20 protein-coding genes are annotated in these 24,859 nt (G+C 71.6%); 4 read left to right on the top strand and 16 right to left on the bottom strand.

The genetic code is table 11. The features are described from left to right. Positions 1-76 precede the first annotated feature (76 nt). The 6 genes from BLQ62_RS07465 to BLQ62_RS07440 all read right to left on the bottom strand — a co-directional run bounded on the left by BLQ62_RS07465 (position 77) and on the right by BLQ62_RS07440 (position 8,670). Positions 77-2,710, bottom strand: coding sequence for an AAA family ATPase (locus tag BLQ62_RS07465; RefSeq protein ID WP_068566444.1), 2,634 nt, complete (start codon positions 2,708-2,710; stop codon positions 77-79). Continuing rightward, a complete protein-coding gene (locus BLQ62_RS07460; protein WP_068567320.1) occupies positions 2,707-3,843 on the bottom strand; it encodes a metallophosphoesterase family protein in 1,137 nt (378 codons plus the stop codon). The genes BLQ62_RS07465 and BLQ62_RS07460 overlap by 4 nt, the downstream gene beginning before the upstream one ends. Before the next feature lie 70 nt (positions 3,844-3,913). After that, on the bottom strand, positions 3,914-4,696 hold the full coding sequence (locus tag BLQ62_RS07455; protein ID WP_068566445.1) for a hypothetical protein: 783 nt from the start codon (positions 4,694-4,696) through the stop codon (positions 3,914-3,916). Further along, positions 4,697-7,603, bottom strand: coding sequence for a DEAD/DEAH box helicase (locus BLQ62_RS07450; protein WP_068566447.1), 2,907 nt, complete (start codon positions 7,601-7,603; stop codon positions 4,697-4,699). Positions 7,604-7,607: 4 nt separating this feature from the next. Then, positions 7,608-8,231, bottom strand: a complete 624-nt coding sequence (locus BLQ62_RS07445; RefSeq protein ID WP_068566449.1) for a GNAT family N-acetyltransferase — start codon at positions 8,229-8,231, stop codon at positions 7,608-7,610. A gap of 10 nt (positions 8,232-8,241) precedes the next feature. Further along, positions 8,242-8,670 (bottom strand): acyl-CoA thioesterase, encoded by a 429-nt coding sequence (locus BLQ62_RS07440; protein WP_068533649.1) that lies wholly within the window; start codon positions 8,668-8,670, stop codon positions 8,242-8,244. Between the two features lie 120 nt (positions 8,671-8,790). On the opposite strand from BLQ62_RS07440, the gene BLQ62_RS07435 reads away from it, so the two are divergent. Together BLQ62_RS07435 and BLQ62_RS07430 are read left to right on the top strand one after the other, a co-directional pair. After that, positions 8,791-9,570, top strand: a complete 780-nt coding sequence (locus BLQ62_RS07435) for a hypothetical protein (protein ID WP_068532406.1) — start codon at positions 8,791-8,793, stop codon at positions 9,568-9,570. A 137-nt stretch (positions 9,571-9,707) separates the two neighbouring features. Beyond that, positions 9,708-13,463, top strand: coding sequence for a multifunctional oxoglutarate decarboxylase/oxoglutarate dehydrogenase thiamine pyrophosphate-binding subunit/dihydrolipoyllysine-residue succinyltransferase subunit (locus BLQ62_RS07430; RefSeq protein ID WP_082756589.1), 3,756 nt, complete (start codon positions 9,708-9,710; stop codon positions 13,461-13,463). Positions 13,464-13,575: 112 nt separating this feature from the next. Here BLQ62_RS07430 and BLQ62_RS07425 read toward each other — a convergent pair whose 3' ends face one another. After that, positions 13,576-14,235: a TetR/AcrR family transcriptional regulator gene (locus tag BLQ62_RS07425; RefSeq protein ID WP_082756591.1), complete on the bottom strand. Its 660-nt coding sequence runs from the start codon at positions 14,233-14,235 to the stop codon at positions 13,576-13,578. 124 nt (positions 14,236-14,359) lie between these two features. Between BLQ62_RS07425 and BLQ62_RS07420 the strand changes: the two genes are divergently transcribed. Continuing rightward, positions 14,360-15,190, top strand: a complete 831-nt coding sequence (locus tag BLQ62_RS07420) for an SDR family NAD(P)-dependent oxidoreductase (RefSeq protein ID WP_068532412.1) — start codon at positions 14,360-14,362, stop codon at positions 15,188-15,190. A gap of 69 nt (positions 15,191-15,259) precedes the next feature. Here the strand turns inward: BLQ62_RS07420 and BLQ62_RS07415 are convergent, their stop codons facing one another. Beyond that, positions 15,260-16,165 carry a glycine betaine ABC transporter substrate-binding protein gene (locus BLQ62_RS07415; RefSeq protein ID WP_068566454.1) on the bottom strand — a complete coding sequence of 302 codons (906 nt, stop codon included), beginning with the start codon at positions 16,163-16,165 and terminating at the stop codon, positions 15,260-15,262. Between the two features lie 61 nt (positions 16,166-16,226). Between BLQ62_RS07415 and corA the strand changes: the two genes are divergently transcribed. Further along, the gene (gene corA, locus BLQ62_RS07410) at positions 16,227-17,312 is read left to right on the top strand and encodes a magnesium/cobalt transporter CorA (protein WP_068532416.1); all 1,086 of its coding nucleotides are present in this window, start codon (positions 16,227-16,229) and stop codon (positions 17,310-17,312) included. Between the two features lie 77 nt (positions 17,313-17,389). On the opposite strand, the gene BLQ62_RS07405 is transcribed toward corA, so the two are convergent. The 8 genes from BLQ62_RS07405 to BLQ62_RS07370 all read right to left on the bottom strand — a co-directional run bounded on the left by BLQ62_RS07405 (position 17,390) and on the right by BLQ62_RS07370 (position 24,804). Next, positions 17,390-17,989, bottom strand: a complete 600-nt coding sequence (locus BLQ62_RS07405) for a suppressor of fused domain protein (RefSeq protein WP_115391438.1) — start codon at positions 17,987-17,989, stop codon at positions 17,390-17,392. Positions 17,990-18,012: 23 nt separating this feature from the next. Continuing rightward, a complete protein-coding gene (locus BLQ62_RS07400) occupies positions 18,013-18,879 on the bottom strand; it encodes a chromosome partitioning protein ParB (protein WP_068532420.1) in 867 nt (288 codons plus the stop codon). Then, positions 18,869-19,543, bottom strand: coding sequence for a metallophosphoesterase family protein (locus BLQ62_RS07395; RefSeq protein ID WP_068566456.1), 675 nt, complete (start codon positions 19,541-19,543; stop codon positions 18,869-18,871). Before BLQ62_RS07395 ends, BLQ62_RS07400 begins: the two co-directional genes overlap by 11 nt. Positions 19,544-19,549: 6 nt before the next feature. Next, a complete protein-coding gene (locus BLQ62_RS07390; protein WP_068532424.1) occupies positions 19,550-20,731 on the bottom strand; it encodes an ABC transporter ATP-binding protein in 1,182 nt (393 codons plus the stop codon). Positions 20,732-20,759: 28 nt separating this feature from the next. After that, complete coding sequence (locus BLQ62_RS07385) at positions 20,760-21,593, bottom strand: carbohydrate ABC transporter permease (RefSeq protein WP_068532426.1); 834 nt, start codon at positions 21,591-21,593, stop codon at positions 20,760-20,762. Between the two features lie 9 nt (positions 21,594-21,602). Then, positions 21,603-22,538, bottom strand: coding sequence for a carbohydrate ABC transporter permease (locus tag BLQ62_RS07380; RefSeq protein WP_068566458.1), 936 nt, complete (start codon positions 22,536-22,538; stop codon positions 21,603-21,605). Further along, positions 22,535-23,983: an extracellular solute-binding protein gene (locus tag BLQ62_RS07375; RefSeq protein WP_082756592.1), complete on the bottom strand. Its 1,449-nt coding sequence runs from the start codon at positions 23,981-23,983 to the stop codon at positions 22,535-22,537. Before BLQ62_RS07375 ends, BLQ62_RS07380 begins: the two co-directional genes overlap by 4 nt. An 83-nt stretch (positions 23,984-24,066) precedes the next feature. Next, positions 24,067-24,804, bottom strand: coding sequence for a TetR/AcrR family transcriptional regulator (locus BLQ62_RS07370; RefSeq protein WP_068532430.1), 738 nt, complete (start codon positions 24,802-24,804; stop codon positions 24,067-24,069). Between the last annotated feature and the right edge of the window lie 55 nt (positions 24,805-24,859).

Raw genomic sequence — 24,859 nt, 5'->3', positions numbered from 1 at the left:
ACAGTGCGGCCCCCGCGGGCGGGGCAACCGCGAACAGCCGGGCCCGGGACGACGGCTCGGCGGACCCGCGACCGGGCTAACCCAGCGCGACCTCGGTGACGCCGTCGCGACCGCGCAGCGCGTCGAAGCGGCCGGGCACGCAGCTGAAAACGATCACCTGCGCGCCGCGGCCGGCCTCGACCAGCGCGTCCGCCATCGCGCCGAGGCGCGTGGGATCGCTGTGGCCGAGGGCGTCGTCGAAGATGACGGGCGCGCCGTCGGCACCGTCGACCAGGCGGGCGCAGGCCAGCCGGCTGAGCACGCCCAGCTGTTCCTGCGCGCCGCCGGAGAGCGAGTCGAAGGGCACCGTGACCCCGTCGACGGTGCGCGAGGCGATCGTCAGGTCGTCACCGACGGTGATGGTGAGCGGATCACCGAAGACGTTGCGGCCCAGCTCTTCCAGCGCGCGCTGGTACGGCGCCTGCACGCGGGCACGGCGGGCGTCGCGGTGCGCGGTGAGCGTCTCGTGCAGCAGCGCCGCCGCGCGGGCGCGCTCCTCCACGGAGGTGAGTGCCCGCGCGGCGTGCACGTGTTCGGCCTCCGCGGCATCGAGCCGGTCGCGGCGGCCGTCGGCCTGGATGAGCTGCAGCTGCCCGGCCACCCCGGCGAGTTCCTCCCGCGCAGTGGCCTCCGCTGCGCGGGCCTGCTCGGCGTGCGCGCGCGCAGCGGCGAACCGGGCCGTGAAGCCCGCGACGTCCGCCTCCTGCGCGGCGCGCTCGTGCTCGGCCAGGTCGGCCGCGGCCTGCTCGCGGGCGACGGCCGCGGCATCGGCGGCGCTGCCCAGCGCCTCGTCCTCGGACTCGGCGCGGGCCCGCTCGAGCTCCACGGAGAGCTCGGACGCCCGGTTGTCGAAGTGCTGCAGCCGATCCGCGGCGACCTGGGCATCAGTGCTGGCGCGGTGCAGCTCCTGCTGTTTCTGCCCCAGCTGCTCGCGGGTCTGCTTCTCCTCCGTGCGTGAGGCGACCTCCGCCTGCGTGGCGTCCATCAGGTTCGCCTTCGCCCGCTCGGGATCGACGGCGAGCAGCTCCGGATCGACGGCCGCCTCCAGCGCGACGATCCGCTCCGCGGCCTCCTCCGCGAGCTCGCGCAGCTCCGCGAGGGTGTTCTCGCCGAGGGCGTGCGCCAACGCGATCCGCGCCTCCTGCATTTCGATCTCGATCGCCTCACGCTGCTCGTGCAGTTCGCGGGCCTGCTCCGCATCGGCGGCACCGGCGTCGCGGCAGGCGGCGAGCAGGGCGGTATGCGCCGCCCTGACCTCGGCGGCCGCGTCGGCGCTCTCCCCGCGCTGCATGACCTCGATCCGGACCGCTCCCGGTACCTCGATCACCATGCCGTTGCCCGCGACGACCTCCACCGGCTCCTCACCGATGTTGCTGCCGTCGACGAGCACGTCGGAGAAGCCCAGGCGTTCGAGCTTGAGGGTGGCGGCGAGCGCGGAGAAGCGGGCCTGCGCCTTCTCGTACCGCTGCTCGGCCACCGCGATGCCCTGCAGGGCGCGCCGGTCGATCGGGTTGCCGGCCAACCGGTTCCGGGCGTCCTCCACGTCCTTGCCGAGCAGCTGCGCCTGCTCGATGCGCTTGATCAGGCGCTGGTGGCCCACCGACTCGCGGGCGTAGTCCACGGCGTACTGCGCCTGCGACTTGCGTTCGCGCCGGTCCGCCGAGACCGCGGAGAGCTCGTGCACGGTGGTCTCGAGCCACGACGCCTCGGCGGCGAGCACCTCGCGGTCGGCGAGCGCCCGATCCCGGGCGACCCGTACCTGGGCTGCGCGCTCGACGGCGAGCGCCTGCTGCTCGACCAGGCGGCGCCGGCGGTTGGCCGCCTCGCCCGCGTGCTGCTCCCGCAGCGAGGCGGATTCGACCGCGGCACGGGACTGCGCGAGCCGCGACTGCAGCGCGGAGATCCGCTCCCGATCGGCGCTGAGCTCCTCGAGCGCGGCCGCGGCGGCGGACCGCCGATCGACGAGGGCGGCCAGCCGCGCGGAGGCGACCTCGTGCTGCTCGGCGACCTGATCGACCTCGCGCAGCGCCGCTTCGGCCGCCTCCAGCGCGGCGCGCGCAGCGGCCTCGCGCGAGCGCGCGGCGGACAGCTCGTTGGTGGGCCGCCCGGTGGGCGTGAAGTAGCGGGCGCGCTCCGCGGCGACCGCCTCGGCGAGCCGCTCCGCGCCGGGCTCGTCCTCCCCCGCACCGCCCGATGCCGCGTCGAGTGCCTTGGCGAAGGCGGCGCTGTCGCGCAGCGAGGGCTGCCCGGGGCCGGGGCCCTGCAGCACGGTGAGCGCGGCCAGCAGATCCCCGTCCACGTGGGCCCGCATCTGCTCGGCGACCCACGATTCCGCGCTGCCGCCGGTGAGCTGCAGCGGTGTGGGCTCGAGCACCGTCAGCACGGTGCCCGGACGGCGGTGGTACTGCTTGGCGTAGACGAAGCGGTACGGCCCCACGGTGAGCTCCGCCTCGACCCACGGGCCGGCGTCGCGGTGCGCGGGACACACGGCCTCCACCCGCTGCGACTTCGAGGTGGCCTTCACCTCGAGGAGGAGCTGCAGCGCCTCCACCATCGAGGACTTGCCCGCCTCGTTCGGGCCGTGCAGCAGCGTGACGCCGGTATCGGCGAAGGCGATCTCGCGCGCCTCGACTCCACGGAAGTCCTTGACCGCCAGGCGATGCAGCCTCATGCGCCCACCTCCTGGCGGGTGAGCCGGTAGAGCAGCGCCAGGGCGCCCGAGGCATCGGCCGCGCGCTCGCCGCCGCTGCGCGCGACGCCGAGCAACTCCTGCGCCGCGTCCGCGGCGGGCCCGGTGAGCTCGAGCGATTCGAGTTCCTCCTCGCCCGGCAGCACCGCGAGATCGGTCTTGCGCTCCCACAGCTCGAGCGCGGCGAACCGCGCCCGCAGCGCCTCGAGCTCCGCATCCAGGCGGGCCTTGGCCGCCAGACCGACGGTGCCGGTGAACCCCGCCTTGACCACGGTGCGGTCCTTGTCCGGCAGGGCGGAGAGCGCGGCGACGGCGGCGTCCACATCCCGCTCGGCGGTGAGGGTGAACTCGCGCGAGGCGAAGCGCCAACTCCCGACGCGCGCCGGCGTCACTCGCGCGGGGCCCTGCTCGGGGATCTCGACGACGAGCACCGAGCCCGAGCCCGTCTCCTTGTGATCGAAGTTGGTGACCTCGGGGGCACCGGAGTACCAGATCCCCGGGGCGACCTCGGTGACCGAATGGCGATCGCCCAGCGCGACGTAGTGCAGTTCGCCCGCGGCGATCCGCGCCGACAGCGCGGCCACGTCGATCAGGCGCTGATCCTGCGCGCCGACCGGCAGCGTGCCGCCGTGGCCGACGGCGATGCGGATCACGCCGGCGGCGGGCGGTGCGGCCGCGGCGACGGCCTCGGTGAGCGGGTCCCCGGTGGGGTGCTTGGAGAACCACGGCGCGGCCAGCAGCTCGACGCCCGGGCGCACCTCGTGCACGCCCGGCGCATCGAGCACGATCACGTTGGCCGGGCGGTGCCGGGCGAAGACCTCGGAGGTGTAGATCGAGGCGGCGTCGAGCGGATCGTGGTTGCCGGGCAGCAGGTACACGGGGCACCCGATCGCCGCGATCCGGTCGAGGCTGCGGGCGATCACGGCGGGCGCGAGGCGGTTGTCCTCGAAGACGTCGCCGCAGACGACGACGAACTCGGCCTCCTGCTCGGCCGCGACGGCGCCGAGGCGCGAGATCGCATCGAGCCGGGCATCGGTGAAGCGGGCCTGCGCATCCGCGTCGAGGAAGTGCCGCGTCATCCCGGACTGCCAGTCCGCCGTGTGTACGAAACGCATGCTCTTCACCCCCTCGTAGGTCGCCCCCTCAGGGTAGTGACTCCCACCGACAAGTCCGATCAGCGCCGCGTCACCGCGGGTCGCGCAGGCGGTCGTAGAGCTCGGCCAGCTCGTCGGTCGCCTCGGCGACCTCGGCCGCCTTCGTGCCGGTGCGGCGCAGCGCCGCGCGCAGCAGCGAGGGATCGAGCAGCGTCATCGGGTCGATCGGGCTCGGCTCGGGCAGGGGCGGCAGGTCGTGGCCCTCGCCGTAGAAGGCCGCGGCGCCCGCGTCCCAGTCCTCGGCGTCCTGGTCCCCGCCGGCACCGTCGGCACCCCGGGCCGACGGTGCCGGCCCCTCCCGCTCGGCGGTCACCCGCGCGAGCAGGCCGGCGAGCGGCACCCCGGCGAAGTCGAGGACCAGCGACGGGTCGGCGTCGGCCGCCGCGCAGAACTCGTAGGTCACGGCGAGCGCGTGCACGCAGGCACCGGACTCGTCGGGGCACGCGCAGTCGACGATCACGTCGGACGCGCTCTCGGGCAGCACCAGCTCACCCAGCGTGCGGCCGAGCTCGCCCCGGGTCACGCCGAGCAGTTCCGCGGACGGGCCCTGACCGACCAGAAGGGAGACCACCGCGGCGGGATCGCCCGGCACCCGCGCGAGCGAGACGCCGAACGGGTCCAACTGGCTGCCCTGCACCGTCGCCGTCACCGCGGCCGGCACCACCGCCAGCGAGTACACCTGGTGCTCCTGGTAGAGCCGCCGCGCGTACTGCACCTTGCGCCGTTCGGTGACGTCCTCGCGCTGTTGGATCAGCCGCCGGGTGAACCAGGTCCCGCCCATCGACCGCGCAGTGTCGCGGGCCTTCCTCGCCATCTACACCACCGCCTCGTCGCGCAGGGCGACGAGCTCGTACAGCTCGTCGTTGTTGAGTTCCGTCAGCCAGGCCTCGCCCGTGCGTACCGTCATCGACGAGAGCTCGCGCTTGGCGGCGATCACCCCGTCGATGCGCTCCTCGAGCGTGCCCGCGCAGACGAACTTGCGGACCTGCACCGCCCGCGTCTGGCCGATGCGGAAGGCGCGGTCGGTGGCCTGGTTCTCCACCGCCGGATTCCACCAACGATCCACGTGGATCACGTGATTGGCGGCCGTGAGGTTCAGGCCGGTGCCGCCGGACTTGACGGTCGCGACGAGGGCGGGCGCACCGTCGCCGGACTGGAACCGCGCCACCATCGCGTCGCGCTCGGTGCGGGGCACGGCACCGTCGAGCACGGGGACCTCCGCGCCGAGCAGGCCCGAGAGCCACGGCTGCAGCATCCGCGCGAACTCGGCGTACTGGGTGAAGACGAGCGCGCGCTCGCCCTCGTCGGCGACGGTGGTGAGGATGTCGGCGAGCAGCTCGACCTTGCCCGAGCGGTGCTGCCCGCGGCGCAGCAGCGGCGAGCCGTCACCGAGGTAGTGCGCCGGGTGGTTGCAGATCTGTTTGAGCCGGGTCAGCGAGGCCAGCACCAGCCCGCGCCGCCCCATGCCCTGCGACTCCCGCAGCTCGCGCACCAGTTCGTCGAGCACCGCCTGGTAGAGCCCGGCCTGCTCGGGGGTGAGCGAGGCCCGGACCGTGAACTCGGCCTTCTCCGGCAGTTCCGGGGCGATGGCGGGGTCGGTCTTCTCGCGACGCAGGATGAACGGCGAGGTCAGGGTGTTCAGCCGGCGCACGGCGGCCTGGTCCTGCTCGCGCTCGATGGGCAGCGCGAACCGGTTGCGGAAGGTGCGCGCCGAGCCCAGCAGGCCGGGATTGACCAGGTCGATCACGGCGCGCAGGTCCTCGAGCCGGTTCTCCACGGGCGTGCCGGTGAGCGCGATCCGGTGAGCGGCGGGGATCGACCGGACCGCCTTGGCGGCAGCGGTGTTGACGTTCTTGATGTGCTGCGCCTCGTCCACGACGACCCGGCCCCAGTGATGCCCGGCGAGCAGTTCCCGGTCGCGCGCGGCGAGCGCGAACGTGGTGACGACGACGTCGGATTCGGCTGCGACCGCACCGAACTCCTCCCCCGTGGGCCGGTCGCTGCCGTGGTGCACGTGCACGCGCAGCCCGGGCGCGAAGCGCTGCGCCTCCGCGACCCAGTTGCCCACCACCGACATCGGGCACACCAGCAGCGTCGGCCGGACCGGCTCGCCCGCCTCCCGCTCGTGGCATAGCAGCGCGAGCACCTGGATCGTCTTGCCCAGGCCCATGTCGTCGGCGAGGACGGCGCCGATCCCGCTGCGCCACAGCGTGACCAGCCATTCGAGCCCGCGGAGTTGGTAGTCGCGCAGCCGGGCCTTGAGCGTCGACGGCGCCGTCACCTCCGCCGGTGCGATGGAGCCGCCGCGGTAGACGGAGTCGAGCCAGCCGAGCCCGTCGACGGCGGCGAGCGGCGCGGGCAGGGCCGTGGGGTCGGCGATCATGCCGAGCAGCTCGCTCAGGTCGGTGCCGGACTCCGCCGCGGAGCGCTGCTCGGCGACGAACCGCGCCGCGTTCGCCAGCGTGCGCCGGTCCGCGCGCACCCACTTGCCGCGCACCTCGACCAGTCCGGATGCGGAGTTCGCGAGCGTCGCGAGCTCGCTCGCGGTGAGCACCGAATCGCCGACCGCCAGCTGCCATGCGAAGTCCTTGATCTCCGCGAGGCCGGCCTGCACGGTCAGCGCCGTCCGACCGGGCTGCTCGCGCCCGACCAGCCGCAGCGCGGGGCGCACCGTCGCGATCGACGCCGGCAGCAGCACCTCGTACCCCGCCTTGGTCAGCCCCGGTGCCCCCTCGAGGAACAACGCCTCGGCCTCCGGCGTGGTGAGCAGGAAGTCCAGCGACGACTCGTCCTGTGCGACCCGCTTGAGCGGCGGGTACACCGCCAGGGCCCGGGCCAGTTCGCCCGCCAGGTCGTCCAGGTCGACGGGGCTCATCCGGCTCGGCTCGACCCGGACGGGCGCGGCGCCGGGGACGCGGCGGCAGACCTCGAGCCGCCAGAGCGTCGGCGGGGCGCCGCCCTCGGGATCGACGCGAGTGGGCCGCACCGCGTACGGCGCCAACGGGTTCTCCCCCGGGCTGCGGCCGTCGGGCTCGATCAGCCGCAGTACCAGGAGGGTCTCGGCGGAGCGGACGCTGCCGCCCCACTCGGTCCACGCCGCGGCGGCGCCCGCGTCCGCGACCGCCCGCGCCGGCAGGGGATCCCCCGTGACCAGGGCCCGCAGGGACGGCGCCGCTACCCACGTCCACGGGCCGTCGCCGAGTCGCCGGCGCGCGTACCCGTCGGCGAACTCGGCGGCCATGTCCAGAACGGCAGCGAGATCGCCCGTGCGGCGCAGCACCGGTGGCAGCGCGGCGGCCGCGGACTGCGCCCAGGTGCGCCACTGCACGGACTCGATGGGCGCCCACCGCACGATCTGCTCGCCGTCGTCGCCCCGCAGCGCCGGCGTCACGGCACCGGCGGCGACGAATCGCTCGACGGACTTCGCGACCCAGCGCAGGTACCGCAGGTCGCCGGCACCGTCGGACGGGGAGAGGGCGTCGAGCAGCGCGGCGGCGCGCGCCGGGCCGAGGGTGAGCGCGGGCGCGACGATCCGGCCCTGCGGACCCGCGAGCGTGACCGAGCGGCGGGGGCGGCGGTCGCCGAGCACCTCGGCGATCGGGGCGGGCAGCGCGGCCGGGTCGGGATCGGCGGTCGGCTCGCCGACCTCGTCGGTGAACCACAGCGCGAGGCCGAGGCCGGGACGCCACAGCCCGTGCGCGAGCGGTTGCGGTCGGGGCACGGCGCTACTCGGGGACGGCCCGGTAGGCCTCGTGCCGGTGGCGCAGACGGTGCCGCAGGTGCGCGTTCACCGTGGGCCACTCGTGCCGGAGGATGGAGAAGAGCACGGCGTCCTGCAGCGCCCCGTTGCGGTAGCGCTTGTAACTGCGCAGCACCCCGTCCTGCTTGGCGCCCAGGCGCGCGATGGCCTCGCGGGACTGGGTGTTGACCCACTGGGTGCGCAGGCCGATGCACTCGCAGCCGAGCACGTCGAAGGCGTGCCGGAGCAGCAGCAGCTTGGACTCGGCGTTGGTGCCCGTGCCGTGCGCGGACGCGCGGTTCCAGGTGTAGCCGATCTCCATCCGCGGGACCGTCGCGTCGATGTCGTAGTAGGTGGTCATGCCGAGCACCCGGCCCGCGGCGTCGATCGCGGTGAAGGGGATCATCTCGCCGCGCTCCTGCAGCGCGAGCCGGCGATCGATCTCGGCGCGCAGTCCCGACGGGGAGGGCACGGAGGTGTACCAGCGGTCCCACAGGTGCCCGTCCTCGAGCGCCTCGGCGAGGCCGTCGTGCTGATCGTGCGCGAGCGGCACCAGGGTGACCAGGTGCCCGGTCAGGGTGACGGGCTCGAGCGGCGTGCGGAAGGCCATGCTGCGGAGGTTACGCGGCCCCACCGACGAGCAGCCGCTCCAGCGCCGCCCGCACGCCGTCGGGGACGGACGCCGGGCGCCGCGTCGCCCGGTCGACGAAGACGTGCACGAACCAGCCCTCCGCCGCCGGGGCGCCGGCGCCGTCGAAGAGGGTCACGGCGTACTTCACGCTGGAGCGGCCCAGCTTCGTGACGGCCAGGCCGGCGGTGACGTGCTCCGGGAACGCCAGCGGGGCGTCGTAGCGGCAGTGAGATTCCACACAGAGGCCGATGGTGGGGCCGTCGTGGATGTCGAGGCCGCCCTCGGCGATCAGGTACGTGTTGATCACCGTGTCGAAGAAGCTGTAGTAGACGACGTTGTTGACGTGCCCGTAGACGTCGTTGTCCTTCCAGCGGGTGGGGATCACCAGGGTGTACGGCTGCTCGTCGATGCTCGGCATGGTGCGGACGGTACGCGGGGCGGAGGTGCGCTCGATCACGGACGGGGAATTTCCGGCCGCGATCGGTGGTAACAAGGGATATGGACGGTCCCGACGGGATCGCACACGACGGAGGTCACCATGGCGAACAAGCCCGCTCGCACCCAGCCCGATCAGCCCAACCTCCCCGCCGTCAAGCACGACGGTGGCGGCGTCATCGGCGCCGTCATCGACCGCGCCGCACGGCTGCAGGGCCCGGCGGTCGCGAAGTACGTCGCGGGCCTGCGCGCGGATCACCCCGACGAGACGCCCGCGCAGATCATCGCCCGGCTTGAGAAGCGCTACCTGCTGGCCGTGACCGGCAGCGGTGGCGCGGTGGGCGCGACTGCCGCGGTCCCCGGGGTCGGCACCGTCGCCGCGCTGGGCGCCGTGGGCGCGGAGACCGTAGTCTTCATGGAGGCCTCGGCGCTGTACGCGCTCGCGGTGGCCGAGGTGTACGGCATCTCGGTCGACGACCGGGAGATGCGCAAGGCGCTGGTGCTCACCGCCGTCCTCGGTGATGCGGGGCTCGGCGCGCTGCGCGCCACCGTCGGGGCGAAGAACGCCTCGCTGCTGAGCCTGAAGAAGAACCCGACCCAGATCCCGGGCCTGGGCAACCTCAACAAGCAGCTGATGAAGATGTTCACGCGGCGCTTCATGGCCAAGCGGGCGCCGCTCCTGCTCGGCAAGCTGCTGCCCGCCGGGATCGGCCTCGTGGTGGGCGCCGGCGGCAACCGCGCGCTGGGCAAGGGCGTCATCAAGAACGCCCGCGAGGCCTTCGGGCCCGTCCCCACCACCTGGCCCGCCGCCCACCTGCGGGTGGTCGACGGGGCCACGGTCGACGAGCCGGCCCCCGGGCTGCCCGGCACCGCGACCGAATGACCGCGTCCGCGTAACCGGAGTAAGCCGACACACGTTTTCCGTGGTGGACTACCCTGGACCGCGCGGACTTGCGCCGTCTGTGATCCAGTACGGCGCGCGCCCAAGACGACGATGATGAATCGAGGCGAGGACCTGCCGTGAGCAGCAGTTCTGTATCGGATTTCGGCCAAAACGAGTGGCTGGTCGAGGAGATGTACGAGCGGTTCAAGGCCGACCCGAATTCGGTCGACCCGAGCTGGCACGAATTCCTCTCGAAGTACACCCCCGGGGTTGCACAGGGTAGCGACGCCGGCAGTAACGGCGCGGCCCCGGCGGCCGCCGCCTCCCCGGCCCCCGCGGCACAGCCCGCCGCGGCGCCCGCGGCGTCCTCCGCTCCTGCGGCGGCACCGGCCGCCAAGGCCCCCAAGGCGGCGCAGACCACGCTGACGCCCGCGCCGTCCGCGCCGGTGACCCCGGCGCCGTCGTCGCCCGCGAAGCCCGCCCCGGCGCCCAAGGCCCCGCCCGCCGCCACGTTCCCCGCCGAGGAGGAGCGCACCGTGCTCCGCGGCGCGGCGAACGCCGTCGTCAAGAACATGAACGCCAGCCGCGAGGTGCCGACGGCCACGTCGGTGCGCTCGATGCCGGTCAAGGTGATGTTCGACAACCGCGTGGTCATCAACAACCACCTCGCGCGCACCCGCGGCGGCAAGATCAGCTTCACCCACATCCTGGGCTACGCGCTGGTCCAGGGCGTCAAGGCGTTCCCGAACATGAACCGACACTTCGCCGAGGTCGACGGCAAGCCGAACGCGGTGACCCCGCCGCACGTGAACCTCGGCATCGCGATCGACCTGGTCGGCAAGAACGGCAGCCGCAGCCTCGTGGTCGCGGGCGTCAAGGAAGCCGAGACGATGGACTTCGGCCAGTTCGTGGCCGCCTACGAGGACATCGTCCGCCGCGCCCGCACGGGCAAGCTCGGCGCCGAGGACTTCGCCGGCGTCACGATCTCGCTGACCAACCCGGGCGGCATCGGCACCGTGCACTCGGTGCCCCGCCTGATGGTCGGCCAGGGCGCGATCATCGGCGTCGGCGCCATGGAGTACCCCGCCGAGTTCCAGGGCGCGAGCGACGAGAAGATCGCCGAGCTCGCCGTCGGCAAGCTCACCACGCTGACCTCGACCTACGACCACCGCATCATCCAGGGCGCCGAGTCCGGCGACTTCCTGCGGTACGTCCACGAGCTCACGCTGAGCGACGCCTTCTGGGACGACATCTTCCGCACGATGCACGTGCCGTACGAGCCGATCCGGTGGCGGCAGGACATCCCGCCGCACGGTATCGACAAGGACGCCCGCGTCCTCGAGCTCATCGCCGCGTACCGCGCCCGCGGCCACCTCATGGCCGACGTCGATCCGCTGCGCTTCAACAACGACAGCCTCGAATCGCACCCCGATCTCAACGTGCTCACCTACGAGCTCACGCTGTGGGACCTCGACCGCACCTTCAACGTGGGCGGCTTCCACGGTGCCGAGCGGCTCAAGCTGCGCAAGGTGCTCTCCGTACTGCGCGACGCCTACTGCCGCCACGTGGGCATCGAGTACACGCACATCCTCCAGCCCGAGCAGCAGAAGTGGCTGCAGGAGCGCGTGGAGACCAAGGAGATCAAGCCGACGGTCGCCGAGCAGAAGTACATCCTCAGCAAGCTCAACGCCGCCGAGGCCTTCGAGACCTTCCTGCAGACCAAGTACGTCGGCCAGAAGCGGTTCTCGCTCGAGGGCGCCGAGTCCGTCATCCCGATGATGGACGCCGTGCTCGACCAGGCCGCCGAGCACGCTCTCGACGAGGTCGTCATCGGCATGCCGCACCGCGGTCGCCTCAACGTGCTGGCCAACATCGTCGGCAAGCCCTACAGCAAGATCTTCACCGAGTTCGAGGGCAACCTGAACCCGGCGCAGGCGCACGGCTCGGGCGATGTGAAGTACCACCTCGGCGCCGAGGGCAAGTACTACCAGATGTTCGGCGAGAACGAGATCACCGTCTCGCTGGTCGCGAACCCCTCGCACCTCGAGGCGGTCGACCCGGTGCTCGAGGGCATCGTGCACGCCAAGCAGGACATGCTCAACCCGCCCGAGGGCGTGCACCCCGTCATGCCGCTCATGCTGCACGGCGACGCGGCCTTCGCGGGCCAGGGCGTGGTGGCCGAGACGCTGAACATGGCGAACCTCGACGGGTTCACCAACGGCGGCACGGTGCACATCGTGGTCAACAACCAGGTGGGCTTCACCACCTCGCCGGAGAACTCGCGCAGCTCGCAGTACAGCACCGACGTCGCGAAGATGATCGGCGCGCCGATCTTCCACGTCAACGGCGACGATCCCGAGGCCTGCGTGTGGGTGGCCAAGCTCGCCGTCGACTTCCGCGAGCGCTTCCACAAGGACGTCGTGATCGACCTCGTCTGCTACCGCCGGCGCGGCCACAACGAGGGCGACGACCCGTCGATGACCCAGCCCGGCATGTACGACGTGATCGACACCAAGCGCGGTGTCCGCAAGTCCTACACCGAGGCCCTCATCGGCCGTGGCGACATCTCGACCAAGGAGGCCGAGGACGCCCTGCGCGACTACCAGGGCCAGCTGGAGCGGGTCTTCAACGAGGTCAAGGAGCTCGAGAAGTTCCAGGCCGAGCCCGCGCCGTCGATCATCGCCGACCAGCCGCTGCCGAGCTCGCTCGTGACCGCGGTGCCGCTGGAGCAGATCCAGCGCGTGGGCGACGCGTACGCCAACGTCCCCGAGGGCTTCACCGTGCACCCGCGCGTGGCCCCCGTGGTCAAGCGCCGCTTCGAGATGTCGCGCGAGGGCGGCATCGACTGGGCGTTCGGTGAGCTGCTGGCCTTCGGCACGCTGCTCGAGGAGGGCCGCACGGTCCGCCTGGCCGGCCAGGACAGCCGCCGCGGCACGTTCACGCAGCGCCACGCGGTGCTCATCGACCGGCAGACCGGCGCTGAGTACACCCCGCTGGACAACCTCGGCCCCGACGGGACCGCGTCGCCGGGCAAGTTCATGGTCTACGACTCGGCGCTCACCGAGTTCGCCGGCCTGGGCTTCGAGTACGGCTACTCCGTGGCCGACGAGTCGGCGCTGGTGTGCTGGGAGGCGCAGTTCGGTGACTTCGTCAACGGCGCGCAGTCGATCATCGACGAGTTCATCAGCTCGGGCGAGGCCAAGTGGGGCCAGACCTCGGGCGTGACGCTGCTGCTCCCCCACGGCCACGAGGGCCAGGGACCGGACCACACGTCGGCGCGCATCGAGCGCTTCCTGCAGCTGTGCGCCGAGGGCTCGATGACGGTCGCGATGCCGTCGACCCCCGCCTCGTACTTCCACCTGCTGCGTCGCCACGCCCTCGACGGCGTGCGCCGCCCGATGGTGGTCGCGACGCCGAAGTCGATGCTGCGCAACAAGGCCGCCGTCAGCCCCGTCGAGGACTTCACCTCGGGCAAGTTCCGCTCGGTGATCGACGATCCGGCGTTCGAGGTCGAGGGCGGCGATCGCGGCAAGGTCACCAAGCTGCTGCTGGTCTCGGGCAAGCTCTACTACGAGCTGGAGGCGCGCCGGAAGAAGGACGGCCGCGACGACGTCGCGATCATCCGCATGGAGCAGCTCTACCCGCTCCCCTCGCGGCGCCTGCCGGCCACGCTCGACAAGTACCCGAACGCCACCGACGTCCGCTGGGTCCAGGAGGAGCCGGCGAACCAGGGCGCATGGCCGTTCTTCGGTCTCGAGCTCCCCGAGCTCGACGAGCGCCTGCGGGGCATCAAGCGCGTCTCGCGGCGCGCGATGTCGGCCCCGTGCTCGGGTTCGTCGAAGGTGCACGCCGTCGAGCAGGCCCAGATCATCGACGAGGCCTTCACCGTCTGATCGGCTGAATCAACGACAAGGGCCGGCTCTCCCCACGGGAGGGCCGGCCCTTCTCGCTGTTCCGACGGCGCGCTCGGGGAGGCGTCGCCGCCACCCCGGCCGAAGCGGACCGTCAGGCCGCGCCGGACGTGAGATCCAGCCCGACCGCCCCCGCCATCCCGACGAACATCGTGGCGAGGTGGTCGACGACCTGGTCGCGGGTCATCTCGGCGAAGCCGGCGTTCTCGTCGAGCCACTGCACGAGGGTCTCCTCGACCACGGCGATCCAACCGTGCACGGCGAGGACGAACCGGGGCGAGCGGTCGATGCCGATGTTCTCGGCCTGGTTCACGAAGTGATTGACGATCTGCTCGCGCACGGACTTCACGGCGGTGCGGATCCTCGGCTCGGACCAGCTGACCCCGGCGAGCATGGGCAGCAGCGACTGCCGGTTGTCCATGATGTGGTCGACGTAGGTGCCGAGGGTCGCGCTGAGGATGGGCATCACGTCGGCGATGTCCTCGGGGTCGCGATCCGGTGTGGCGACCTCCCCCACGATGCGTGCCTGCTCCTCGACGAGCGCGACCTGGAAGTCGAGCTTCGAGTCGAAGTAGTGGAACAGCAGGCCCGCGGACACGCCGGCCTGGCTCGCGATGTCCTCGACGGACACCTGTTCGAGCGCCTGGTGCTTGAGACTGAGCAGGCCCAGGTCGATGAACTGTTGGCGCCGGGCCTGGGGGCTGAGCCGGGTGCGCTTGCGCCCCACCGCTGCGGCGACGGACTTTCTGGTCACCTACTGAATCATACTCAATAGGTCGTTGACAGACCTCGTATCCCAACCCTACTGTCGAGTAAGGAACGCCGCGCGGCGGCACTTCGCGGCCGCGGGCCAGGAACAGTGTGAGGAATTGACGAGCATGAAGAGTTTCCGCGGCAAGGTCGCCGTGATCACCGGCGCCGCCTCCGGCATGGGCCGTGAGCTGGCACTGCAGCTCGCCGACGAGGGCGCCAAGCTCTCGCTGTGCGACTACGACCCGGCCGGTCTCGAGCAGACCGCCGAGCTCGCCCGCGCCCGCGGCGCCGAGGTGCACACCAAGGTCGTCAACGTCGGCGAGCGCGAGCAGCTGCTGGCCTACGCCGACGAGGTCGTCGCGCACTACGGCACCGTCAACCTGTTGTTCAACAACGCCGGCATCGCGCACCACGAGCCCATCGAGACCACGTCGTTCAAGGACTACGACCGGGTCATGGACATCAACTTCTGGGGCGTCGTCAACGGCACCAAGGCGTTCCTCCCCGCCCTGATCGCCTCGGGCGACGCGCACGTCGTCAACACCAGCTCGCTGTTCGGCCTGCTGTCCGTGGGCGGCCAGAGCGCGTACAACGCCTCGAAGTTCGGCGTCCGCGGCTTCACCGAGGCCCTGCGCATCGAGATGCTCGCGAGCGATCACAACGTGGGTGTCACCAGCGTGCACCCCGGCGGCATCAAGACGGCCATCGCCCGCAACGCGACCGGGGCCGAGAACGTCGACACCGCGCACACGGCGGCACTGTTCGACAAGTACCTCGCGCGCACCGAGGCCGACGACGCCGCCCGCACGATCCTCAACGGTGTCAAGAAGAACCGGGGCCGCGTGCTGATCGGCGCCGACGCCAAGATCATCGACGTGCTGGTGCGCCTCGGCGGATCGGCCTACGAGCGGGTCAACGCCCTCATCGACCAGCAGCTCACCAAGCGGCTCAAGTAGTCCCGCGCTCGACCGCATCCGCCCCGCACTCGCCCGCCGAGTGCGGGGCGGAGTGCGTTGCGGCGCACCTCACTTCATCGGGTGTTCGGCGGCCCAGTCACCGGTCGCCTCCTCGGGCGTGCGCCGCCCGGCGTCGACCTCGGCGATCATCTCCGCCAGATCGGCGGTGGTCAGCTCGCCCGCGATCGCGGACAGCCGCTTGGTCTGCGCCACCGTCAGGCCGTCGCGCCGCACCAGCGGGACCACGGCCCGCGAGGGCACGACCCCGTCGGGATCGGCGACCTGCGCGAGGTCCTTCGCCGCGGGCGAGAGGGTCCCGAGCTGCGCCAGCGCGGCGCGTCCCTCGGCGACCGCCCGCGCGGCGGCGGCCTCGTCGGCGACGGGGACGATCGGCCCCGTCGGGCAGCCGTAGCGGGCGCGCAGGTCCGACGGTGACCCCGCCGGCACCGCGACCGCACCGGAGAGCCCCTCGCACCCCCGCAGGGTCGCAGACGGAGCAGCCTTGGGCGCGAACAGCATCGGCTGATCGAGAGCGAGCGTCGGATCACCGAGCCCGAGCCCCTCGGGGAGCACGGCGCTGAGCGCGACGAACTGCGCGTCCCACTGCGCGCGCGGATTCTCCGACTCCTCCTCCGCGGCCTTGCTCGGCTGCGCGGCACCGGGACGGTAGCGCTCCCAGAGCGCGCCGGTCAGCGCGGGCGCGACGGTCAGCTCACCCCGCTCGACGGCCGCCACAGCGGCGTCCTCCCCCTGCCCGAGCCCCAGCTTCGTCTCCACCGGCGTACCGGCCGCGCGCAGGGCGTTCGCGTAGATCAGGGCCTCGATCCGGGAGGCGGTGCTCGTGGACGAGCCGACGGTGACGGTGCCGGGCGCGGTGCGCGGGCCCAGGTCGGCGGCGTCGCCGCCGTCCGAGCAGCCCGCGAGCACCAGCGCGGCCAGAGCGGCCGCGGCGAGGCGGGGCGTGCGAGTTCTCACGCCTACTTTCTACCCGGCTCCAGCGGCGACGATCCCGGTGGCCCGGTCTACTATCTCGTCCATGCCCTCCATCCCCTCCATGCCCAGGCCCGGCGCCGCACGCCGCGAGGTCCGCGAGGCGGACGTCCCGCGCGTGCCCGTGCCGGTCGCGCGGGCGGTCGTCGACTGCGGGGTGTACGTCGACGGGGAGCGCCTGCCCGGCCGCTTCGGCTACGTCGAGGCCATCGAGGAGGTCCGCCGGCGGGGCGAGGGATACGTCTGGGTGGGCCTGCTCGACCCGGATCAGCACCAGATGGACGAGGTCTCTCGCGTGTTCGGGCTGCACCCGCTGACGGTGGAGGACACTCTGGTGACCCACACCCGCCCGAAGGTCGACCGGTTCGACGACACGCTGTTCCTCATCCTCAAGACCGTGAACTACGTGGGCCACGACCGCACGGACCCGATGGCGCGGATCGTCGAGACCGGCGAGGTGATGGTGCTCGTCGGCCCCGACCACGTGATCACCGTGCGGCACGGCGAGCACGGCAGCCTGCGGCGGGTGCGCCGCAACCTCGAGGCCAACCCCGAGCTGTTGAAGCGGGGCCCGTCCGCCGTCATGCACGCCGTCGCCGACCACGTCGTGGACTCCTACGTCGCCGTCTCGGACCTGCTCGAGGACGACATCGACCGGGTCGAGGAGGACGTCTTCCGCGCCGGCTCCCGGACCCAGGTCGACGAGATCTACCAGCTCAAGCGCGACATCGTGGAGCTGCGCCGCGGCATCCACCCGCTCTCCCACGCCCTCAAGCGCCTGACCTGCGATTTCGGCGACATCATCCCGCAGGAGATCCAGCGCTACTTCTCCGACGTGCTCGATCACCAGGCGATGGTCGCCGACCACGTGGAGACCTACAACGACGTGCTCAGCTCCCTGATCGACGCCGCCGTCGCGAAGATCGGGATGCAGCAGAACGAGGACATGCGCAAGATGTCGGCCATCATCGGCCTGGTCGCGGTGCCCACCATGATCGCCGGGATCTACGGCATGAACTTCGACAACATGCCCGAACTGCACTGGCAGTACGGCTATTTCCTCGTCCTGGCGATCATGCTCGTCGCCTGTCTCGGCCTGTTCGTCGTCTTCCGCAGGATCAAGTGGCTGTAGCGGCTCACGATGTCGAGTTCTGCGACCGTACGAACGCTCCTGTGCACGCGTAGGCCCGCAGAACTCGACATCGTGAGCTAGACCTCGCGGGCCGCGGGGCGGCCGGGGTCGGCGGGATCGATGCCGGCCTCCGCCCACGCCTCGCGCAGCGCAGCCGCCCCCTTGAGCCGCACCCACGCGGCCTCGTTCGCGGTGATCGGGTCGGCGCGCAGGAAGCGCACGGGGTCGCCGTCCTCGCGGGGCAGGTCCGGCACCGCCGACTCCCCCAGGAGCACCGCGGTGAACGGCGCACCGGCCCACAGCGGAGCCCCCAGATCCACCAGCGCATCGGGGGCGAGAACCAGCCCCTCGACGGCGGGCGTGGCGGCGAGGATCGCCAGCGCGCGGTGCACGCCGTCGAGCGCGGCGCCGGGCCCGCCGGAGGCGGGCCGCAGCTCCAGCACGACCTCGGCGCGCGGCCCGTCCTCGACGGTCACCAGCGCGTTCGGATCGGTCATCGCGTGCCGCGAGCAGCCGACGCTGGCGAACGCGACGAGCGGGTCACCGACCCAGCGCTGCACCGTCATCGGCTCGAGACCGAGGAAGGTCACCGACGCCGAGGCGGGCGGCGCGAATCCCCGGGCCGCGTAGTGCTCGGCGAGGTGGGCGCGGACGGCGTCGACGACGGAAGTCACGATCACCGATCCTACGGACCCGACGCTCAGAAGAACCGGCCCGGTTGCCAGGGCCGGTTGCGCGCCGACACCTCGGAGATGATCTCCGGTGTCCACACGTGCTTGCGCACCAGCCGGTACCGCTCGCAGGCGACGAACAGGTACACCTCCGCATCGGTGGAGGACTCCATGATCCCGGCGGCGCGGGCCATTTCGATCACCGGCGCGAACTCCTCGTCGAACCAGCGTCGCGCGACCTCGGGCCGCGAGAGGTACTCCCCCGCCTCCTGCACCAGCCGGAATCCCCATGCCTCCACCGACTCCGCGAGCACGGAGTAGTCCCAGGCATTGGTGAACCGGATGCGTTCGCGCGCCGCGCCCTCCAGCGGCACCCGTTCGAGGAACAGCCGCCGGTGGTCCTTGAGCAGCAGGTCGGAGCGCACCGCGATCCCACCGGAGCCGATGCGCGTGACCACCTCCGTCACATCGGCGTCGAGGGTGGTGAAGCCGCGCGCGAAGGCGATCGAGACGCGGTGGTGACCGTCGACGACGAAGTACATCTCGCCGACCTTCTTCAGCTCGATCGGCGGCATCGACTCCCCGCGCCGCTGCGCCGCCGCCAGCCGCTGCCAGCGGGCGCGCAGCGCGGGCGAGCGGGGCCGGAAGTAGCGGTCGAAGTCGCGGGTGCGGTCGACGCTGCCCACGATCTGCGCGACCGGCACCACCTGCAGCCCCAGCTTCCGCTCCGTCACCAGTCCCAGCGCGGAGACGACCTCGTCGTAGGGCAGCACCTCGTTGACGTCGCCGGGCTGGCCGCGCACCCACGCCGCGAGCCGGGCGATGTTGGCACGCCGCCGCGACCGCTCGAAGTCGGTGCGGGCGTCCTCGTCGGGGAATCCGGTGTCACGCGCCACGTCGCCGCTCCCTCACGCTGTAGGCCCCGGGACTGCCGGGGGCGATCTCGAAGTAGGTGTACCCCACGGTGTTCAGGACCGGAACCCCGTCGATGGTGCGATCCGGCCCCGGCATCCCGAACGGGTGCACGTGCCCGTGCACGAAGACCTGCGGCCGCAGCGTCGTCACGAGCCGGCCCAGCGCCGCCAGGCCCCGGTGCGGGGCGTCCTCGCCGTCGCCGACGCCGCGGGCGGGCGAGTGCGCGAGCACCACGTCGACGGTGCGCCGCCGGGCCGCGAGCCGCACCCGCCAGGCCCGCCGGGCGGCCTGCGACTGGGTCCACTGGTTCGGCCCGTCGCGGTAGCGCACCGACCCGCCGAGCCCCGCCACCGTCAGGCCGGCGACAGTGACGACCCGGCCGTCGGCGTTGACCCCGCCGCGCGGGCCGGGCGGCTCGCACGGCAGTCCCCCGCGCACGAATCCGCCGCGGGTGCGGCGGTACCCGGAGTGGTCCGGGTCGTGATTACCGGGCACGAAGACGCACGGCACGCCGTACCTGTCGACGAGCGCCTCCAAGTACGCACCGGGCAGGTCGCCCGCCCCGAGGATCAGGTCGGGGCGCAGCGTCGACGAGGCCAGGGCCAGGCCCGGTACCTCCTCGTCGCTGACGGCGAGCACCCGCACGGCGACCTACAGGGCCAGGTTCAGCCCGGTCGAGGCGTCGAAGACGGCGATCTTGGTGGGGTCGTAGTAGAGGTCGACCTCGGCGCCGCGGGCGGCGGTCGAATCCGCCGACAGGCGCGCGACGATCTCGTCGACGCCGGCGGGCGGGGGCAGCTGACCGCCGGCCTTGAGGTCACCGAGCACGTCTGTGCGGGCATCGTCGGGCGCGACGGCGAAGTGCACGAACTTGTCGGAGCCCATCGACTCGAGGACGTCGACGCGGGCGCGGAAGGTCAGGCCGCCGACGCGCTGGTTCGGGTCCAGCAGGCGGGCGTCCTCGAAGTGCTCCGGGCGGATGCCGACGACCACGTCGCCGGTCTTGTTGCCGGCCGCAGCGGCCTTCTCCGCCAGCTGCGGCGCGTCGAGCAGCAGGATCTCGCCGAGCGCGGTGTCGATGCCCACCGAGGTGAGGCGGCCGGGCACGAAGTTCATCGCGGGCGAGCCGATGAAGCCGGCGACGAACAGGTTGGCGGGGCGGTCGTAGAGCTCCTGCGGCGCGCCGATCTGCTGCACGTCGCCGCTCTTGAGCACCACGACCCGGTCGCCGAGGGTCATGGCCTCAGTCTGATCGTGGGTCACGTAGACCATGGTGGTGCCGAGGCGCTTCTGCAGCCGGGAGACCTCGGTGCGCATCTGCACGCGCAGCTTGGCATCGAGGTTCGACAGCGGCTCGTCCATGAGGAAGGCCTTGGGACTGCGGACGATCGCGCGGCCCATCGCGACGCGCTGGCGCTGGCCGCCCGAGAGCTGCGACGGCCGGCGGTCGAGGTGCTGCGTGAGGTCCAGTGTGCGCGCGGCGTCTTCGACGGCGGCGTTGATCTGGTCCTTGGGCAGCTTCGCGAGCTTGAGCGGGAAGGCGATGTTCTCGCGCACCGTCATGTGGGGGTACAGCGCGTAGGACTGGAAGACCATCGCGATGTCGCGGTCCTTGGGCGCCCGCTCGTTGACCCGCTCGCCACCGATCCGCAACTCGCCGGAGGAGATGTCCTCCAGGCCGGCGATCATGTTCAGCGTGGTGGACTTGCCGCAGCCCGACGGGCCCACCAGGATCACGAACTCGCCGTCGGCGATCTCCAGGTTGATGTCGCTGACGGCGGTGGAGCCGTCGGGGTAGGTCTTCTTGACGTGGTCCAGGACGATGTCGGCCATGTGATTACTCCTCGAATACTTTCCGGCGTCAGCCCTTGACCGCGCCGGAGGTCAGCCCGGCGACGATCCGTCGTTGGAAGATCAGGACGAAGATGATGATGGGGATGGTGACGATCACGGCGGCGGCCGCGATCGATCCGGTGGGCTCCTCGAACTCGGAGCTGCCGGTGAAGTTGGTGATCGCCACGGGCGCCGTGGTCGACGCGTCGGTCGCCGTCAAGGTGAGGGCGAACAGCAGGTCGTTCCAGCAGAAGATGAAGACCAGGATCGCGGCGGTCACCACGCCGGGCGCGGCGAGGGGCGCGATCACGCGGCGGAAGGCCTGCGCCGGCGTGGCGCCGTCCATCTTGGCGGCCTTCTCCAGCTCCCACGGGATCTCCCGGAAGAACGCCGAGAGCGTGTAGACCGTGAGCGGCAGCGCGAAGGTGATGTACGGCAGGATCAGGCCGGGCCAGGTGTCGAACAGGCCCACCTTGCGCTCGATGTTGAACAGCGGCGTGATGAGCGAGACCTGCGGGAACATCGCGATGAGCAGCGCCGCGCCCACGAACAGCTTCTTGCCCGGGAAATCCAGCCGCGCCACCGCGTAGGCGGCGAACATGCCGATCGCCACGGCGATCACGGTGGAGATCAGGGCGATGCCGATCGAGTTGATCAGCGGGCGGATGAAGCCGTTGCCCTCGAAGATCGCGGTGTAGTTCTCGGTCGTGAACGTCTTCGGGATGAAGCTGCCGTCCGCGATGGACGAGGTGGGCTTGAGCGAGAGCGAGATGATCCACAGCACCGGGATCAGGGCGTAGAGGATCACCAGCAGATCGATGACGCTCCAGCCGAGCTTCTTACCGACGGAACCTTGAGCCATGTCCTACCCCTACCGTCGATCGCCCGAATCGGAGCCCGGCACCGAGGTGCCGAACGCCTTGACGAAGATGAACGCGATGATCGCGACGCAGATGAAGATCAGCACCGAGATCGCCGACCCCACACCCAGGTTGAACGCCTTGAACAGGTTGTCGTACCCGAGGATCGAGACCGAGCCGGTGCCGTTGCTGCCCTTCGTCAGGATGTAGATGTTGTCGAAGATGCGGAAGGCGTCCAGCGTGCGGAACAGCAGCGCCACCAGGATCGCCGGCTTCATCAGCGGGATCGTGATCTTGAGCAGGCGCGTCCACGGGCCGGCCCCGTCGAGGGCGGCCGCCTTGAGCAGGTCGTCGGGCACCAGGGCCAGGCCCGAGAGCAGCAGCAGCGCCATGAACGGCGTCGTCTTCCACACCTCGGCCAGGATGATGATCGCCACGGACGGCCACTGCTCGGTGAGCGGCGCGCTGCCGTCGGGCAGCAGGTTCACCAGGTAGCCGGTCTCCGGCGTCCAGGCGTAGTACCAGGAGAACGCCGCGACGACGGTGACGATGCCGTACGGGATCAGCACGACGGTGCGCACGAGGCCGCGGCCGACGAGCGTGCGGTGCATGACCAGCGCGATCGCCAGGCCCAGCACGAACTCGATCACCACGGAGACCACGGTGATCAGCGAGGTCATCCCCAGCGCCTCCCACCAGTAGCCGTCCTTGAGCACGGTGACGTAGTTGCCGAGGCCGATGAACTCGTCCTGCCCCGGGTAGGCGAGCGAGGACTTGTGCAGGCTCAGCCAGAAGGCGTAGAGGATCGGGTACGCGGTGACGAGGAACATCACCAGCGCGGCGGGCGCGATGAGCAGCAGGCCCAGCTTGCGCTCGGCGCGGCGCCCTTCGCTCTCGGGAGTGGTTCCCGTCGGGTCGTTCGACGGTGCCTCGGTCACGGCGGTCACGGCACGAGCCCCTTTCCGTCCATGGCCTTCTGCGCGGCCTCGGTCAGCTCATCGGCCAGCGTCTCCGGGTCCCAGGACCCGACGGGCGCCAGCTTGGCCTGCAGCAGGGTCGACATCGCCTGGTACTGCGGCGTGATCGGCCGCACCGCGGTGGTGTTCTCCTGCAGTTGGTCGCGGATCAGCGAGGCCATCGGGTAGTCCTTGCGGAACTCCGGATCGTCGTAGAGCTTCGCGAGGATCGGCGGGGTGCCGCCCTTGATGGCGTACTTGCGCTCCGCGGCCTCGTTGGTCAGGCACGCGAGCGCGGCGAAGGACTGCTTCTCGTACCGGGTGGTCTTCGCCACCGCGAAGTTGATGCCGCCGACGGTGGTCTTCGCGGGCTTACCCGGAACCACCGACGGGAACGGCGCGAAATCGAACTTCTGCCGCGTGAGCGTGTTGATCTCGTTGAGCTGCGCCGCCGTCGGCGACGGCGGGTTCGCCGCGTCCTTCGGCGGGTTCAGCAGTGCGTCGAACTTGGTCAGGTCCGTCAGGTAGGGCACCTGGCCGGCGGCACCGTTCTGCTGCGCGCTCGCGTAGACGAAGGGCCAGTTGACCTGGAAGATCGCCTTGCCGGTCTCCATGCCCAGGCGGGACTTGCCCTCGTCGAGCTGGGTGAACGACGGGTCGCGGCCGGGCGCGGTGGCCACGGATTTCATGATCGAGAGTGCCTTGACGGTGGCGGCCCGGTGCTCCGGGGTGTCGGTGAGCGTCACCGTCTTGCCGTCCTCGGCCACCATCCGGCCGCCGGCGCTCTCGAGCAACGAGTTGAACCACACGACCACGCCCTCGTACTGCGCGGCCTGCGCCTCGATCTGCGTCGGCCCGCCGAGCTCGCCGGACTTGGTCGCGTACTGCACCACCTGATCCCACGTCAGCTTCGGCGGCTGGTTGCCGATCTTGCGGCCCAGCACCTTCTCCAGCGCGTCCTTGCGGTACCAGAGCAACTGCGTGTTGGTCCACGCCGGCGCCGCGTACTGCGTGTCCTGCCACATCGCCGTCTTCAGCGGGCCGGCCAGCACGGTCTTCTTCGCGGCTTGGGCGAGGTCGTCCGGGAACGGCAGGATCCAGCCGGCCTCAGCGAACTCCGCGGTCCAGTTCACGTCCAGGCCGACGATGTCCATCGTCCGGTCGTTGCCGTTGGCGCGGCGGGCGATCTGCAGCCGCTGGTCGTCGGCCTGTTTCGGCAGCGCGTGCCCGACGACCTTGTAGTCGCTCGTCGAGCAGTCGACCGCGACCTCCTTGACCGTCTTCGCGCCGTCCGCCGGGGCGTAGACGTTCAGGGTGATGCCGTCGTCCTCCGTACCGCAGCCCGCCAGCAGGGTCACGGCCATCGTGGCCGTGAGCCCGACCGCCGCGGCGCGGGTGCGCCGGGTGCCGAGCCGCGATCTCCGTCGTGTCGTCACGCCGCCTCCTTCGCCGCCCCCGACCGGGTGGCGTCCGCTGGAAAGCTAGCCGACGCGACCGGTGAGGTGAACCACATTCGGCATTATCGTGCCAGACCGGACGCCAGGTCGTTCATCACCTGGCTGAACTCGGCGTCCGGGTCGAGCTGCGCGCCCAGCGTGCGGGCGGCACCGTCGAGCACGAACCACGTGATGTCGGTGAGCGATTCGACCACCTCGGCGCGCGAACGCCCCCGCACCGACGCCTCGCCCCGGACCCAGCTGGTGAGCGTGCCCTCCACCATCGTGAACACCACGAAGGGCACGCCGGCGAAGGCGGTGGCGTCCAATCCGGTCAGCGCCGAGAGCCCGTCGATCGTCTGCTCGGCGCGGGCGACGACGCGGTGCCGGAGTTCGCCGATCGCATCGGGCGCGACGGGGACACCGTCCGGACCCGCTGCGTCGGTGGGCCCCGCGCGCAGCAGGTCGACGAGGCGCGGATTGTCCTGCATCCACGTGGCCGCACTGGCGATCGAGCGGCGCAGGATCTCGCGCAGCGATCCGGTGGACACGTCGAGATCGGCCTCGAGTTCCGCAGCGAAGCGCTCGACGACGAAGCCCCGCAATCCGCGCGCCAGGTCGTCCTTGCTCTTGAACTGGCGGTACACCACCGACTTCACGAGGCCGGCGCGCTCGGCGATGCTCCGCACGGGGATCGCGGCGCCGGGCTCCGATTCCTCGACCAGTTCCGCCGCTGCGCGCAGGATCAGATCGCGCCGCTGCGAATTGTGGGCGCGCCAGCGCAACTCGTAGCCGCTCTCGGGCTCGTGCGCGGTCGCCATACCGGGCGATGTTACGCCCGTGCGGAAGCGCGCCGGGACGGTCGACCGGCGCGGT

This window comes from Tsukamurella pulmonis (assembly GCF_900103175.1).
Lineage (GTDB): Bacteria > Actinomycetota > Actinomycetes > Mycobacteriales > Mycobacteriaceae > Tsukamurella > Tsukamurella pulmonis.
This window is presented reverse-complemented; position numbering and strand designations above follow the sequence as displayed.